The following is a 15,243-nucleotide window of genomic DNA, read 5'->3' as shown; positions in this document are numbered from 1 at the left end:
TCTCAACGCGGCTATGGGATGAGTGATCGGTAGAGACGGAGGTGTGAACTGACCGTCGCTTCGACATCGAACTCTGCCCGGACGCGTTTGCCCCCGGCACGACCGAGCGTCGTTCCGTAGTCCTCGCCGGCGACTTCTACCATCGCGTTGGAGAGAGCCGTCGGGTCTCGGGATGGGACGAGAAGACCCGTCTCCCCGCTGACGACGACTTCGTCGACTCCCGGGATGTCCGTTGCCACGACCGGAAGTTCCGCAGCCATCGCCTCCAGATGTGCGATCGGCATCCCCTCGAACACCGACGACGAGACGAAGGCGTCGGCGACCGCGTAGTACTCGTGGACCGACAGCACCCGACCGGTGACAGTGACCGAATCTGTTAGATTTCTGTTCCGGACCCGCTCGCGGAGACGCTCCTCGTGTGGCCCCCAGCCGACGATGTATAGGTGTGCGGTGGGTTCGCGTTCGACCACGGTGGCCATCGCGTCGATCAGGTCAATCTGTGCCTTCGCGGATACGTACCGGGAGACGTTGAGGTACACTGGCCCGGCAGTGGCGTCTCTGTCGATGGACGCGAGATCGGCACTCGCCACGGACTCGGCAAACGCGTCTACGTCGATACCGTTGTAGATCGTACACCAGCCGTCGTCAAGCACACCGTCGAATCGGTGTGAGTCGCCGCGAAACGCTCGCTCGACGCCCTCGGAGACCGCGACAGTCGCATCGTCGAGCGGGCGCGTCCAGCGTTCCAGACGGCGCGTGACAGGATGGTAGTTCTCTGGAACGTTGTGTTGAGTACTCAAGACTGCGTCGACGTCACTGAATTGCGCACAGATCCGACCGAGTGTCTGCGAGTACGGGAGATGGGCGTGGAGAACGTCGAACGTCCGCTGGCGAAAGAACCGGAACATCCGCCAGAGCGCCCGTGGATCGAACTTGACGGCAGCACCGAAGTCGACTACTTCGGCGCCGGCCGCCTCGAGGTCGTCGGCGAGTGTCTCGTCACCCTCGACGAAACAAACCGTATAGGAGATAGTGGGGTCTTCGGTCCGCCTCACGATGTCGAGAAGGAGCGTCGGCGCACCGCCGGGCGCCAGCTGGTTGATGAGATAGCAGATCTCCATCCGAATATCTTTATTCGGCCATCGAAAGGATATAAACCTATCAGAGTCATTGTGGGCCCATGTATTCTCTCTCTCAACTCCGGCGCGGGCTCTCGACTCCGTCGCTCTTCTTCCGAGAGGCCAACCGGCTCTATCATCGGCGCCTGAACCAACAAGGGTACAACACTGACGGCGTCGACATCTTCACCGAGGATTGGGACAACCTCCTCCTCCTCGACGCCTGCCGCTACGATATGTTCACCGAGCAGTCGACGCTAGAGGGGCGCCTGGAGCATCGGACATCGCGAGGGTCCAGTACACGGGAGTTCCTCAAGGGAAACTTCCAGAACCGGGAACTCCACGACACAGTCTACGTGACCGCAAATCCGCAACTGTACCGTCACCGCGACTGGTTGGGCGCATCCCTCCACGCCGTCGAGCACGTGTGGATGGAAGAGGGATGGGACGAAACACGCCAGACGGTGTTACCCGAGACTACGACCGAAGCGGCGCTCGACGCGGCCAAGCGATACCCAGACAAGCGTTTGCTCGTCCACTATCTACAGCCCCATTACCCGTTCATTACGGACGAGACGCTCCCGTTCGACGACAGCCAACCGCTCGGCAACCCCAACGAGCCCGCGAGTTGGTACCACGTGATGACAGGGGACCTCTCTCCGTCGACGGCCGACATCTGGCGAGCGTACCGGGACAATCTCGATCGGGCGCTTCCGCACGTCGAGCGCCTGCTCAATGACATTGAGGGAAGGACGGTCGTCACGTCCGACCACGGGAACATGGTCGGTGAACGCGCGTGGCCGTTCCCGATCCGGGAGTGGGGCCACCCGCGGGGAATCTACACTGAAAAACTCGTAAAAGTCCCGTGGCTCATACACGAGAGCGGGAACCGGAAGTCGACGGCCGCCGATGAACCGAAGCAGGAAACAGATCACGTCGCCTCGGACGTAGTCGAACGACGACTCGAAGACCTAGGATACACGTGAACTCGATCGTATTCGTCACCGTCGAGGACCTCTCCGGACGGAACGGGAGCAGTATCGCGACGCGAGAACTTATCATCTCATTGGGAGAAGTGTCGGCAGATTCACTATCAGTAATCTGTCCAGAACCGCGGAGACCACTCCCGGAACGGCTTGAAGCGAGCGTCGACAGGTTCGAAATCTTGCCGCCCGTGACCAGCCCGGGTGACCCGAAATGGCACCTGCGGGAAGAAGTGGCCGTCCTCTACCGGCTTGGTAAGCTGATTCTGACCGAACGACCCTCCACGGTTATTACACGCCTCACGCCATCGACGCTGTTCCCGGCGCCGCTGTGTCGGCTGAGCGGACCAACACACGTACTCCTCGTCCGAGGGTGGGTGAATCGGGACTTCGGAGACGACCGCACGAAATTTCATTCGTTAGTTGAGCGGATCGTTCAGGCAAACGTGCGACTCTCTGATGAAGTCTTTGTCGCGTTCGAGGCGCTCCGAGAATGGGTATGCAAGTACCGCACCCCATCGCAGTCGCCAGTGACTGTCCTCCCGAACGCAGTCGACCCCGAACTGTTCGCACCGGGCGACGGTCAAACCGTACGAGACCGTCTTGGAATCGACGAAGATGTGTTTGTCATCGGGTTCGTCGGGGCGCTCGCCGAGAGACACATGCTCCCGGAGCTGGTGCGTGCAACCGCTGAAGACGAGAGATTTCGGGCGTTGATAGTCGGCGATGGACCAATACGCGGTGACCTTGAACAGCTAGCCGCGGACCTCGACATCACGAATCGAGTGCATTTCGCCGGAGCGGTCGACCACAAGCGTGTTCCAGACTACGTAAACGCCTTCGACATCGGCTACGGACCGGTCAGCCCTAATAAAACGTCAAACCCGATCAAGTGTTACGAGTATCTCGCCTGTGAGATCCCGGTCATCACGAGTCGGTCACCTGAACTAACGTTCGTCGATGAGGTTGGCGCGGGCGTCCTTCTCAAGTCTGTGGAACCGTCGACCATCGCGGCCGCTATCACGACGTTACGTGAAGCGGACACTGAGGACCGACAGCAAATGGGACATCGTGGCCGAGCGTACGTCAAGCGAAACCACACCTGGATACGAGTCGCCGAGCGGATCCTCGCTTCAACCGACACTGCGCAGCCACACTCCGATCGACTCGAAAGTGGGGAGAAACCTTCTTAGGCCCTCTCCTTCTCCTTCTGTTGATGAGTCATTCGGAACTGAAGATCGCCGTGACTGGCGGTGCGGGATTTATCGGGTCTCACCTCACAGCGGCGCTGTCCGAACGCGGTCACGAAGTATTGATCGTCGACAATTTCTCCGCTGGTCGGAGCGACGCTCGACCGGACGGCGTATCGTTGATCCGGCAGGACATTCGTGACCCGGCAATCACTGATATCGTCGCAGATTTCGATCCAGACGTCGTCTATCATCTCGCTGCGCGACATTATATTCCGGACTGCAACGAGAATCCGGAGGACGCGTTCGATGTGAACGTCATAGGTACGAGACGCGTCTTGGAGGGTGCTACCCGTGCGGACGTCGAGACAGTCGTTTTCGCATCGTCCGCCGCGGTGTATGGGCCGGACACGAAACCACACGTGGAATCGGAGCAGCCCCGGCCGACCGATATCTACGGACGAACGAAACTCGTCGGCGAAGACCTAGTAGAGAAGTTTGCGACCGATGCCGCGTTCGATCCAGTCGTATTCCGCCTGTTCAATGTCTACGGCCCCAGCGAGACGAATCCGCACGTCATCCCCGCTATCTTAGACCAGATCGAAGAGGAAACAGACTCGATATCTCTCGGGAATCTACGGCCGGAACGTGATTTCGTCCACGTGGCGGACGTCGTCGATGCTCTACTGCTTCCCCTGAATGGTTCTGAGATGTCGGCCCGCCGGTACAACGTCGGAACCGGCTCTGCGAACTCGGTCGCCGAACTAGTAGAGACCATTCGAGAACTCGTGACGACCGAATTCGTGGTCGACCAAGACGATGAACGTATCAGGGATTCCGACCGCCCGTACCTCTGTGCCGACATCGAACAGATCGAGAGTGAACTGGACTGGACTCCGTCGTACGACCTCCGAGCGGGTCTCCAGCAACTAATCGAAACTGAGTACGAACAGTTGAGACATGCGTGATGTAGTGTTCGTCCCGTACAGCGACCAGAACGAGTACCACAACCTTCTAACGGATTCGCTGGCAGACCACGGAGTTCGAGCGCACGAAGGCAGTACTCGTGCGGGTTTCTCATCGCGAGAAGCAATTCTCGGGTTGTTTCTTCCGCTCGTGAGATTCATCTTCGACTCCGAGTTCGACGTTGATGTCGTCCACGTTGTCTGGACGGCGCCCCTGTTTCTGCAAGCGGGGTACACTCGGTGGGGGACGCTGAACAAGATTCTCTCCGTCGTCAGAGGGGCGATACTGGTTCTCAATGCGTACGCGCTCCGGGGGCTCGGGGTCCGACTGGTCTGGACGGTTCACAACGAGCACAACCACGAGAGGGAGCATCTGGCGATCAACCTCGCCGTGAACAGACAGTTCGCGGCGGCTTGTGACGCCCTGACGGTCGAATGCGAACGAGCAAGATCCATCGTTTGTGACTCCTTCGACGTAGCGGAGACGAAGGTCACGGTTATCCCGGAGGGGAACTACATCGACGCGTATCCGAACGACGTGTCCCGAGCAGAAGCGCGCGAGCGACTCGGGCTTCCGAGCGACGCGACAGTCGTAGTCAACTTCGGCCGGATACGCCCCTACAAGGGAGTTGCGCGGCTCGTGGACGCGTACAGGACGGTCCGGACGTCGGACAGCCACCTCCTGATCGCGGGGTCGCCGCTGAACGAGGAGATCCGGCGCGACGTGCTCCGACGGACGGAGACGGAGCCAGACGTCACGACCGACCTGCGGTTCGTCCCGAACGACGAGGTACAGCTGTATATGAACGCGGCCGACATCGTGGCGCTGCCGTACCGCGACATCCTCACCTCCGGGTCGGCGTTGCTGGCCGCCTCGTTCGGTCGGCCGGTCGTCGCCCCCACGATGGGCTGTGTCCCGGCGGTCGTCCGGGGACACGATGGGTTGCTGTACGACCCGGACGGCCCCGATGGGCTCGAAGACGCGCTCCGTGACGGCCTCGAATCGGATGACCTCAACGCGGTCGGTGCAGCCAACCGGCGGCGAGCGGAATCGCTCTCTTGGACCGCCGTCGCCGAACAGACCGCCGAACTGTACGACGTCGTGACCCAGGTGTGAGTGCCCGTCTCCGACCGGACGACGGGCCGTCTCCGGCGGTCGCGGTGGCGGGAGTGTCGCTGAAGGGTTTATATGAGCGAGTCCGCAACGTGGCCTATGGCCCGGATTGCGGTCGTCGTACTCGACACTGTCAGGAAGGACGCGTTCGACGAGCACTTCGACTGGCTTCCGGGCGTCCACTTCCAGCGGGCCTGGTCGCCGAGCCACCGGACGCCGCCTGTTCACGCCTCGCTGTTCTGTGGTGACTACCCGAGCTCGATCGGCGTGTACAGCGACAGCGACGCCCTCGATACGGACGGAGAGACCATCGCTGAGGCGCTCGGGGCCGCGGGGTACGAGACGGTCGGGTTCAGCGCGAACCCCTACATCTCACCGTCGTTCGGCTACGACAGAGGGTTCGACCGGTTTCACCTCCCTTCGGAACTGGCGACGCTCCGCGACGAGATCTTCGACTGGGGAGAGTTCGCCGAACGGGCCGACGCCGGCGGCGTCTCGAAGTACCTGCGAGCGGTCGCCGCTTGTCTCCGGAGCGACTCCCGGTCGCTGGAGTCGCTCAGGGTCGGCCTCGACATGTGGCTCGACGGCCGCGTGACATCGAGCTCGGGAGGGGACGGTGCCAGCGAGGCGTTGTCGTTGGTCCGCAGCCTCGACGACGGGGATGACCGGTTCCTCTTCGTCAATCTCATGGAGGCGCACGAACCGTACGTCGCGCCGTCGGAGTACCGGTCGGTGGATCTGGGGGAGTTCCCGTCGACCGTCGAGGCGTCGTTCACCGCTGAATCGTTCGACCCGGAGCGGATCCGATCGTGCTACGACGACTGCGTCGCGTATCTCTCCGACGTGTACCGGTCCATCTTCGCGGAGCTGCGGACGAAGTTCGACCACGTCATCACCTGCGCGGACCACGGCGAGCTCTTCGCCGAGCGCGGACTGTGGGGACACTTCTACGGCCTCGATCCCGAGTTGACGAACGTCCCCCTGGTCGTCTGGTCCGGGGAGCGGGGAACGGAGTCGAGAGCCGACACCGTCAGTCTGATCGACATCCACGCGACGGTCGCCGAGATGGCCGGTGTCTCGACGGAGACCGCCGGCCGCGACCTCCGCTCCCGGTCGCGGGACGAGCCTGCGTTCACGGAGTGTCACGGGATCGCTCGGGACCGGTTGGAGCGTCTGGGGGCACGAGAACGGACGACCGATATCGGCGAGCCGCTGTGCGGTGGCGCAGCTCCCCCGGACTACTATGGATACGACACGGTCGACGGCTTCGAGGAGCAAGGCTCGACGACGGTCGAGAACCTCACGGAACGGATCGATCGACACAGAGAGGGGCTGCCACGGGCGGGCGGAGAGGGAGACCGCGTCCCTTCGGGCGCCGAGTCACACCTCGAAGACCTGGGATACATGTGACCCGAGGAGCCTGCGTCGCGTCCCTCCGGACAGACCACCCGGTCGGCCCAATCCCGTGAAGATGTCGGAAGATGCGCGTGGTTACTCGGGCGGTCCCGTGTCCGACGCGGGAGTGAACAGACAGCGCTGTTTGTCACCGCTGGCGGTCGTCGGCGTCAGCTCTCCGTCGTCCGAGACGGCGTACACCTCGTACCCGAACTCGGACAGTATGTCGTCGATGTCGGTGAGGTCGTCCCCGAACACGGCGCACTTCTCGGGGTGGGTCTCACAGAGGACGTCCGTAATTCGCTGTGCGAGGGTCTCTCTCATTCCGTGGAGGATACTCACCTCGTGACCCTCGACGTCTATCTTCACGACATCGGGAGGTCGCTCGAAGTACTCGTCAAGCGATACCGACCGACTTCGCTGTCGAGGCTCTTTCCGTTCGATGAACTCCGTCTCACCGGCGGAATCGGAGACGGCGCAATTCTCGATCCGCACATCCTCATAGCCGTTCACTTCGAGGTTCCGCGCGAGCGTCTCAACTCGGTCCGACGGCTCGAACGCGACCACCTCCCCCTCCGGCCCGGCGGCCGAGGCCGCGGGGAGCGTATACAGGCCGGTGCTGGCTCCGACGTCTGCGACGGTGTCTCCCGAGGCGATCAGGGACGTGAACACCGACCGTGGACCCCGCTCGTAGTTCTCGTTGTAGGAGATGTCCCCGAGTTCGGTCTCTGCCGTGAGCATGAGATGCCCGTCGATGTACTGCCCGTCGTACGAATTTCTGAATCGCCGGTACACTGCCTTTACCCCGGGTATATCGCTGACGATCGATCCACCGAACACGGACCTCATCGAGATCATTGTGCGGTCGACCGCCACTTTCAGTCTCGGTGGGAGCGGCATTGGCTCCCGTAATTTATCCCGGTACATAAAGGTTGATCCGCCCGGAGTCAGCCTCGCAACAGAAGGGGGCCGTGGCGCGGCGGCGATTATACCGGGTCGCTCTATGACTGAGACAGTTCGATACTGCCGAACTGGTCGGTACCGCCACCGGATCGCGAGCCGAACGCTCGTCGCACACCTCGGATCGGCGTGACCCGCACGGCCAGGTGGGCGAAGATATAAACGCGTCAGCGCCGGTACTGAATCGCATGTCCGGTCTGAAGCGGGAGATCCTCCGACTCGGGTATCGACTGAACGTCGAGGATCACCTTCTCGACGCGTACTTTGCGAACAGCGACAGATACGACTTCGCCGTCGACGAACGCATCCGCTCGTACGAACTGCCCGATTCGGAGGTGGATGGGCGTGTCCTCCTGCCGGTCGTCCAGGGTCGGGACGCATCGGGGGTCTTCAAGTACTGTATCATGGCTCATGCGTTTCGGTGCCGCGGGTACGAGCCGATAGTGACGCTATGTGACAACGACGTGGCTATCTGTCACGCCCGGGAACAGCACGACGATCTGAGTGCGTGCGCCCTCTGTCACCACCACGGGGAGAACCTGTTCAGTGCGTTCGGCCTGGATCCCGTCCCGCTCTCGGCCCTCGCAGGTGGGGAGTCGAGGCCTGACCCGTATGCGCTGTCAGACCCTCGTTCCCTTGAGTACCGCGGGATCCGCGTCTCCGACTACGCGGAAGCGTCGGCCCGTCGGTTCCTGCGACGGTACCACTTCGATCTCGACGACTCCGGGGACCGGGAGACGTACCTCAGGTTCCTCGACACCGCGATGGACATCGTTGACGCCGGATACGCAGCAATAGCGGAGTACGATGTCGACGCGACCTTAGTCAACCACGCCCCGTACGTCTACGGCGGGCTCTTCGCGGCCGTCGCCGCGGAAGCGGGGATCGCCTCGATGACGTACGCGAGCGGCTACCGCGACCGGACGGTGATGTTCGGCAACGCTAAGAACCGTTCGCCGATGCACCAGTTCTCCGACGAAGCGACGATCGAAGCGGCGGTCTCCGAGCCGCTGAGTGGTTCGCAGGAGGCGCGGATCGACGAGATCATGGAGGGGCGTCGTGAGGGGGAGACGACCCGGTTCGACGTGGTCGGCGAGGCCGACGAGGCGCTGGATTCGAGCGCCGACTACGAGGTGACGGCCGGGATGTTCACTAACCTCATCTGGGACGCCTCGCTCACGGCGACCGGCGGCGCGTTCCATGATCCCTTCGAGTGGATCTCGGCGACCATCGAGACGATCGCGGACCACGGGGACGTGCAGTTGGTCATCAAGACCCACCCCGTCGAGGCGATGAAACGGACGAACGAGCGGGTATCGGAGTGGATAACTGATCAGTACGGATCACTGCCCGGCAACGTCGTCCTCCTCCCCCCCGAGACCGAGGTCGACACCTACCGACTCATCGACCAGCTCGACGTCGGGATCGTGTACAACTCGACCGTCGGCATGGAGATGCCGTACTTCGGCGACCCGGTCGTCGTCGGCGGCGAGACCCATTACCGCGGGGCCGGGTTCACCTACGACCCTGAGACGAAGTCGGAGTACGAGGACACGCTCTCACGACTTGACGAACTCGAACTGACCGAGGAGATGCGCAGGACCGCCAAGCGCTACGCCTACATGTTCATGGTTCGCACGCACGTCGACTTCCCCTTCTACGAGACGGTCGACAACCAGACGCGTTGGCTGCCGGTATCGCACGACGATATCGAGCCTGGAAACGTCAACTTCGACACCGCCGTGGAGGGGGTCCTCGCCGACGGACCAGTCCACACTCCGGAGTGAACGGTCACTCCACGATCAGTTCGCGGACAGACTCCCGGTCGTCAAGCTCACTCACGAAGAACTCCTCGTTGGCCCGGATCCGCTCGTCGCTCCACGTCCACCACTCGATGTCAAGGAGTTCCTCGCGGATCCGCTCCGGGAACCGCCAGCGCTTGTGTTCCGCCGGGACACCTGCGACCAAGGAGTACGGCTCCACGTCATTCGTAACGACCGATCCACCGGCCACGATGGCACCGTCGCCGATCGTGACCCCCGATAAAACGATCGACCGAGCGCCGATCCACACGTCGTTGCCGATCCGGATGGGGCCGTCGGCGGTGTAGCCGAGTTCGGCATCTAGAAGGTCGCGATAGAAGTCCGTTTGCAGTCCGGCCTTGTTCGTGACGTGGTCTTTGGCCTGGCAGCGAACGTCGGGAGCGATGGCACAGAAGTTCCCGATCGAGATCTCGCCGACCAAGTCGTTGTTCTCGACGAGGTTTGAACGCCGTCCGACGGTCACGTCCCCTCTGAGTAGCGCGTCGTCGCCCACGGTGACGTGCGGCCCCGTCTCGATTTTGCCCCGGAGCGTGCAGTCGTGGCCGACCCTGGAACGGTTCCCCAGTGACACGGTCCCCCGAATGGTACAGCTTCGCCCGATCGAAACGCCGGATCCGCGGCGGATCGTCGTCGCGACGGGGCTCCGGTTTATCGCCCAACAGAGGACGCCCGGATACCGGGTCGCAGAAGCGACCGTCGCTATCGTGCCCTTGATCGTCCCGTACATTCGAAGTTCTCGGTGAGGATGTCGGCCAGCGTATTGTAGTTGTCTGTGGGTACGGGGCCGCGATCCGAGTGGACGGCGCGTGGGACCGTTGTCGGTCGGTAGTGGGCGGTCCTCATTCGCGCGACGACCCGTCGTTCAGGTACGTGCGGACGCGCGAGAGGATCTGTTCGCTCGCCGACCCGTCGACGGCGTGGAACCCCTTCGACCGGATCCGGTCGAGGCGGTCGTCGCCGCCGAGTAGCGACCCGATCGTATCGTTGACCCTGTCGGCTGTCAGGTCCTCGACGTTCCCGAGGTACACACCGAGGTCCTCGGATTCGAGTACGGCCCCCCGCTCGTCGTGGAACGACGAGAGACCGACGTTCAGACTCGGTACGCCGATCGCGAGCGCCTCGTATGTCGAGATGCCGGCCCCGAGGACGGCGAACTCCGAACCGGACAGAACCGCGGCGAGGTCGTCCGGTGCGTGGAGGAACTCGACGGCACCGCCGAGTTCGTCGCAGCGGGCCCGGAGCGCGTCCGCGTTCGGATTGAACGGACCGGCGGTGATCGTAAGGTCGAGCCGCTCGACGAGGTCCGCTGAGAGCAGCTCCAGGACCTTGCCCGTCCGGTCGGACTCGTCGACCCCGCCCATGTTGATCACGACTTTTCCGCGTTCGACCGGCGGATCCGCCCCGTCCATCACCGCCCGTCGTCTGACGAAATCGTCGCTGATAATTGTGTATTCAGGGCCGCTGTACCAGCGATCGAACATCGCGTCGTCCGGCTCCGGAACGTCCCGGATCGCCTCGCTCGTGAACGTGAGGTCGGCGTAATACTTCACTTCGCCGCGGGGCGCCAAGTTGACGACTGGCGCGATGTCCCGGAACCGCTCGACCGCCCGCCTATCGCAGTAGTTGACGTCGGTGACCACGACGTCGGGGTCGTACCTCTGCGCGACGTCGAAATGGTCCCGGTTCAGACGGAAGTCGAGACCGGTCTTCTCAAGGAACGGGACGATGTCGTCCGCGCCCTCGATGGTGAACATCGCCACGTCGCCCGCTGCCTCCGCCGCCCTGGCCACTGAGAGACAACGCATCGCGTGGCCGATCCCCTGTACATCCGCGTCGTCGTCGGCGAAGCGCTCGCTCGCGACGTTACACCGGAAGAGCCACCGCATCTCTGTCAGTCCTCGTCCCAGTCGATCTGGCCTAGTTGAACCCGTTCTCGCCCCTCGACCGACTTCCCGAGCCGGCGGCCAGCGAGTTCGTCAATCCGCTTGACCGGCAGTCCCCCGCCCGGTCGGAGCGGTAGGAACATCTCCGGGGCGATCTCCGTCCCGGCCTCGTAGGAGCCCCGCCAGTGGAGCGTCCGTCGCGCCTCCGGGAGGCTGTCGGTCTCTTCCGGCAGTGGCGAGAGGTCGCCGTCCCCGAGCGCTTCGTGTGCGTTTCTGACCTCCGTCGTCAGCTTGGAGAATGTCTCGGGGGTCTCGCTCATCGCGTGGTCGTAGCCGGGCAGGTCGTTGTCGATGGTGAAGTGTTTCTCTATCACGCTTGCGCCCATCGCCGTGGCCAGTACCGCCGCCGTGTGGGAACCGTGCGTGTGGTCCGAGAGCCCGACCGGGGTCCCGAACGCGTCGGCGAGCGTCTCAACGGCACTGACGTTCATCCATTCGAGGGGCGTCGGGTACGACGAGATGCAGTGTAGCAGTGCGAGTCGGTCGTTTCCGGTCGACAGTACGACCTCGACGGCCTCGGCGATTTCACTGTGGGTCGAGTACCCCGTGGAGAGGATGATCGGTTCGCCTTTCTCCGCGATCTGCCTGATCAGCTGGTGGTTCGTGACGTCGAACGACGCGATCTTGTAACAGGGGACCTCCAGGTCGTCGAGGAGTTCGACGCTCCGGCGGTCGAACGGGGTCGAGAGGAACGCGAGACTGTGCTCCGCCGCCAGCGTTTTGAGCTCCCGGTGCCACTCCGGTCGCAGTTCGTACTCCCGGCGGGTGTCCAGGTCCCCGTACTCGTCGGAGAAATAGGCGTCAGTTTCGTACGTCTGGAACTTGACGGCGTCCGCGCCCGCGTCGGCCGCCGCTTCGACGTGGTCCCGCGCCAGGTCTAGATCGCCGTTGTGGTTCATTCCGACCTCTGCAACAACGAATGGCGGCTGGTCGGGGCCGATCGTCCGCCCCCCGATGGAGAAGTGGTCTCGCATGGTCACGTACCATCCACTTCTTCGGCGGCCGCAATTATATCTTTCACCGACCACTCGCCCGACTGGCCGCCGGGGAGCCGATCGACGGTTTCCGCGGCGTACTCGAACTGTTCGGCGGTATCGACCGTCAGACTGAGCTCCCGTGCGATCCAGCCGCTCTCGACCGGGATCGGCGACCAGTCGAACTCGTCTGGGTTCTCAAACACGTACGTCGTCACGTGCTCCCGGTGGTACGGGGCGGTCGCGACTTCGCTGAGTCGCACGAGCGTGTCCGTCTCGATGATTCCCGGCCCGAGCCCGACCGGGATCCCGGTAAACATGTTCTTGCCAGTCACGTACTCGTCCCCGGCTCGTTTCAACGCTCCCAGTCCCGCCGCAGTCACCTCCGGCGCCAAGAGGGGGTTGTCCCCGTTCGCGCGGACGACGACGTCGGCGTCGAACGCGTCTGCGGCGGCGGTCAGCCGGCCGAGCACGTCTGCCAGGTCGCCCCGGTAGCACCCGACGTCCATACGGTCGGCCCAGGAGGCCAACTCGTCGTCTATCGGGCGGTCCGTCGTCGCGACGGCGACCTCGTCGACCGCGGGGACCGCCGCCATGCGCGCCGCGAGGTAGTCGATCATCGGTCGTCCCGCGATCTCCCTGAGCTGTTTGCGCGGCAACCGCGTCGAGTCCAACCGAGCGGGGATGAGAGCGACGACCGTCATGTCCGGATCAGCGTCTCGATCTCGCGCTGGACGTCCTTCGCGTGGTTCTGCGACGGAACGTTCAATTTGAGGAGGTCGGACACGGAATCGATCGCCTCCTCGTACACCTCAAGGTGGCGCTGCTTCGCCCGCTCGAGATACTCATTCACGGATCCGACCTGCGCTTTGTGTGCCCTGTACCCGAGCAGCAAGTACGACATCTCGAACTCCATCGTGGCGTACATCCGGTGGGCCAGTTCCTGCCCATCGACAGGCGCGTGGGTCACCGGGCAGTCGTCGGGGTTCACCCGGCGCAGGAGGCAGAGCCTGTCGATCGGACGGGGTTCGACGTTCGGTTCGAGATCGAACGCCTCGTAGGGGGAGACGCGCATCCTGGCCTGACTCGTCAGCGTGGCGATCTCATCGTCGTCGAGTCCGAACTCCCCCGACCGTGCGCGCTCGACGAAGTCCCAGAGCCCCTGAAACTCCTGTGAGGTCTCGTTCAGCAGGTGCGGGTATTCTTTGAAGTTGTAGTGGAGGAGGTTCAGCCGCTTCGGCAGCGAGTGGACGGTTCCGTCCCGGCGGACGATACACAGGTCGTCGGCGATGTAATCGGCGCCGTCGTCCAGTACCGACAGCAACAGGTTCGTCTTCCCAACGTCGCGCCACGCCGGACAGACGACGACATCGCCCTCGTGTTCGAACGCGGCACTGTGACAGAAGGCAGCGCCCTCCTTGAGGAGGGACAGGTGGATGAGGTGGTCGACCAGTTTCGCCATCAGGTACCGGTTGAAGTTGACGTCGCAGGTGACTCGGCACGTCCCGTTCCCGATAGCGTCGAAATCGATCCGCATGACGCTCCACGACCCGCTGGGATGGAAGAAAACGCCCTGGCCGTCGTAGGCGACCGGGTCCCGGATGTGGACGCTCTCCTCCTCGCTGGAGGTCTCCTCGACGAACTGGACGTCGATGTCGATGTGGTCGACCGACTCCCCGTCCACTTCAAACGGCTGGTAGTCCTTCCTGACGTGCTGGACGGTGTCCGTGTTCTTCCCATGGAACCGCAGTACCACGTCTCCGAAGATGTCTAAATACATCCGTGTACCTCCTCCGTGACCGCTCGAAACTCCCAGTTGGGGTCGTAGCTCAGCGAGTACCACGGCGTATCGAATAGTATCGTCTCCGCGCTAGAAACCGGTCTCGTCTCCCCAGTGGCGACGGGCCAGACCGACATGAAGCCGTGTTGTGGGAACTCTCCGAGCATTGCATGCAGGTTTTGCATTGACTGCCAAGCAGTTTGCGGTTCGATTTCAGCCGATGAGACTTCGCCCCCTCGGGACAGTAGGAAGAACGCGTCCGGGACAGCCTCCGAGGCCGTTCCGATAGCTGTCGGGGAAACGTGCTCTTTTCCATACACAAGATGCGACCAGATCCCCTCCAGACCGAACCGATCCGCCGACGCCGGATCCAATCGGACGACCTCCGGGAACGCGTAGACTCGCTCCGAGCCGACCAGGAGGTAGTTGTCCGTGATGAGTGAATACCCCTCCTCCCGACAGAGGTAAGTTGCCAGCGTCGATTTTCCGATCTTGTTCAGCCCACAGAACGCGAACGTACGATCGCCGTCCGTTACCGCGGCGCCGTGCACCAGTCTCCATTCCCGCCGGTACTGCAACAGGGTGAACACCGGGAAGTGAACGACCCATCGCATCGACCGCTGGAAATTCTTGTACCGCTCCTCAGCCGACTGGTCCTCGGCAAGCTCCCGGTGGAACGCACGGACCCGTAGCGCGTCTGTCGTCCGCTCTACGAGGATATTGAAACCGAAGTTGTTCTCCCAATAAACCGCGGAATCGCCATACCGGATCCCGTCGCCGACCTGCCGAAAGGACTTAGCCCGGTCCCGTGCGTCCGCTCCCGATTGCGGGTCGAACTGAACGGAAACGTCGACTTCCCCTGTCCGGTACGACCCGAAAAGGGCGTAGTTCTCGTCGATGAATGCTCGAAAATCGCTCAAAGTTGTTCGAAAACGGACGTCGAGACCGTGTACGTTCAGGTGAAGTTCGTTGTCTTTCATCTGTGTGGTTGGTTGGAT

At 62.7% G+C, this 15,243-nt stretch carries 14 protein-coding genes; 6 read left to right on the top strand and 8 right to left on the bottom strand.

All coding sequences use genetic code 11. The features are described from left to right. Positions 1–11: 11 nt before the first annotated feature. Positions 12–1,121, bottom strand: coding sequence for a glycosyltransferase (locus D1409_RS16645; protein ID WP_235853591.1), 1,110 nt, complete (start codon positions 1,119–1,121; stop codon positions 12–14). 59 nt (positions 1,122–1,180) lie between these two features. Here D1409_RS16645 and D1409_RS16640 point away from each other — a divergent pair, with 59 nt between their 5' ends. From D1409_RS16640 to D1409_RS16620, 5 genes are all read left to right on the top strand, one after another. Then, entirely contained in the window at positions 1,181–2,104 is a 924-nt protein-coding gene (locus D1409_RS16640) for a type 2 periplasmic-binding domain-containing protein (RefSeq protein WP_123538111.1), read from the top strand. Then, on the top strand, positions 2,101–3,294 hold the full coding sequence (locus D1409_RS16635; RefSeq protein ID WP_123538110.1) for a glycosyltransferase family 4 protein: 1,194 nt from the start codon (positions 2,101–2,103) through the stop codon (positions 3,292–3,294). Before D1409_RS16640 ends, D1409_RS16635 begins: the two co-directional genes overlap by 4 nt. A gap of 23 nt (positions 3,295–3,317) precedes the next feature. Next, complete coding sequence (locus D1409_RS16630; RefSeq protein ID WP_123538109.1) at positions 3,318–4,259, top strand: NAD-dependent epimerase/dehydratase family protein; 942 nt, start codon at positions 3,318–3,320, stop codon at positions 4,257–4,259. 148 nt (positions 4,260–4,407) lie between these two features. Continuing rightward, positions 4,408–5,373: a glycosyltransferase gene (locus tag D1409_RS16625; RefSeq protein WP_164471736.1), complete on the top strand. Its 966-nt coding sequence runs from the start codon at positions 4,408–4,410 to the stop codon at positions 5,371–5,373. Between the two features lie 96 nt (positions 5,374–5,469). Further along, on the top strand, positions 5,470–6,780 hold the full coding sequence (locus tag D1409_RS16620; protein WP_164471735.1) for a sulfatase-like hydrolase/transferase: 1,311 nt from the start codon (positions 5,470–5,472) through the stop codon (positions 6,778–6,780). 81 nt (positions 6,781–6,861) lie between these two features. Here the strand turns inward: D1409_RS16620 and D1409_RS24670 are convergent, their stop codons facing one another. Further along, positions 6,862–7,506, bottom strand: a complete 645-nt coding sequence (locus D1409_RS24670) for an FkbM family methyltransferase (protein WP_164471734.1) — start codon at positions 7,504–7,506, stop codon at positions 6,862–6,864. A 407-nt stretch (positions 7,507–7,913) separates the two neighbouring features. On the opposite strand from D1409_RS24670, the gene D1409_RS16610 reads away from it, so the two are divergent. Continuing rightward, positions 7,914–9,512, top strand: coding sequence for a capsular polysaccharide export protein, LipB/KpsS family (locus tag D1409_RS16610; protein ID WP_123538106.1), 1,599 nt, complete (start codon positions 7,914–7,916; stop codon positions 9,510–9,512). A 4-nt stretch (positions 9,513–9,516) separates the two neighbouring features. Here D1409_RS16610 and D1409_RS16605 read toward each other — a convergent pair whose 3' ends face one another. From D1409_RS16605 to D1409_RS16580, 6 genes are all read right to left on the bottom strand, one after another. Beyond that, a complete protein-coding gene (locus D1409_RS16605; protein ID WP_164471733.1) occupies positions 9,517–10,041 on the bottom strand; it encodes a CatB-related O-acetyltransferase in 525 nt (174 codons plus the stop codon). 346 nt (positions 10,042–10,387) lie between these two features. Then, positions 10,388–11,434, bottom strand: a complete 1,047-nt coding sequence (locus D1409_RS24665) for a hypothetical protein (protein ID WP_164471732.1) — start codon at positions 11,432–11,434, stop codon at positions 10,388–10,390. A gap of 5 nt (positions 11,435–11,439) precedes the next feature. Next, the gene (locus D1409_RS16595) at positions 11,440–12,465 is read right to left on the bottom strand and encodes an N-acetylneuraminate synthase family protein (RefSeq protein WP_123538104.1); all 1,026 of its coding nucleotides are present in this window, start codon (positions 12,463–12,465) and stop codon (positions 11,440–11,442) included. A gap of 2 nt (positions 12,466–12,467) precedes the next feature. Next, the gene (locus tag D1409_RS16590; protein ID WP_123538103.1) at positions 12,468–13,169 is read right to left on the bottom strand and encodes a cytidylyltransferase domain-containing protein; all 702 of its coding nucleotides are present in this window, start codon (positions 13,167–13,169) and stop codon (positions 12,468–12,470) included. Further along, on the bottom strand, positions 13,166–14,245 hold the full coding sequence (locus tag D1409_RS16585) for a hypothetical protein (protein WP_123538102.1): 1,080 nt from the start codon (positions 14,243–14,245) through the stop codon (positions 13,166–13,168). The genes D1409_RS16590 and D1409_RS16585 overlap by 4 nt, the downstream gene beginning before the upstream one ends. Then, positions 14,236–15,225 carry a hypothetical protein gene (locus tag D1409_RS16580; RefSeq protein WP_123538101.1) on the bottom strand — a complete coding sequence of 330 codons (990 nt, stop codon included), beginning with the start codon at positions 15,223–15,225 and terminating at the stop codon, positions 14,236–14,238. The genes D1409_RS16585 and D1409_RS16580 overlap by 10 nt, the downstream gene beginning before the upstream one ends. Positions 15,226–15,243: the final 18 nt, after the last annotated feature.

The organism is Halosimplex salinum (assembly GCF_003730195.1).
GTDB lineage: Archaea > Halobacteriota > Halobacteria > Halobacteriales > Haloarculaceae > Halosimplex > Halosimplex salinum.
This window is presented reverse-complemented; position numbering and strand designations above follow the sequence as displayed.

Coding starts and splice junctions, on each gene's coding strand:
- D1409_RS24670 (WP_164471734.1), bottom strand. CDS start 7,506: ATGCTCACGGCAGAGACCGAACTCGGGGACATCTCCTACAACGAGAAC.
- D1409_RS16620 (WP_164471735.1), top strand. CDS start 5,470: ATGGCCCGGATTGCGGTCGTCGTACTCGACACTGTCAGGAAGGACGCG.
- D1409_RS16590 (WP_123538103.1), bottom strand. CDS start 13,169: ATGACGGTCGTCGCTCTCATCCCCGCTCGGTTGGACTCGACGCGGTTG.
- D1409_RS16640 (WP_123538111.1), top strand. CDS start 1,181: ATGTATTCTCTCTCTCAACTCCGGCGCGGGCTCTCGACTCCGTCGCTC.
- D1409_RS16580 (WP_123538101.1), bottom strand. CDS start 15,225: ATGAAAGACAACGAACTTCACCTGAACGTACACGGTCTCGACGTCCGT.
- D1409_RS16595 (WP_123538104.1), bottom strand. CDS start 12,465: ATGCGAGACCACTTCTCCATCGGGGGGCGGACGATCGGCCCCGACCAG.
- D1409_RS16645 (WP_235853591.1), bottom strand. CDS start 1,121: ATGGAGATCTGCTATCTCATCAACCAGCTGGCGCCCGGCGGTGCGCCG.
- D1409_RS24665 (WP_164471732.1), bottom strand. CDS start 11,434: ATGCGGTGGCTCTTCCGGTGTAACGTCGCGAGCGAGCGCTTCGCCGAC.
- D1409_RS16610 (WP_123538106.1), top strand. CDS start 7,914: ATGTCCGGTCTGAAGCGGGAGATCCTCCGACTCGGGTATCGACTGAAC.
- D1409_RS16630 (WP_123538109.1), top strand. CDS start 3,318: ATGAGTCATTCGGAACTGAAGATCGCCGTGACTGGCGGTGCGGGATTT.
- D1409_RS16585 (WP_123538102.1), bottom strand. CDS start 14,245: ATGTATTTAGACATCTTCGGAGACGTGGTACTGCGGTTCCATGGGAAG.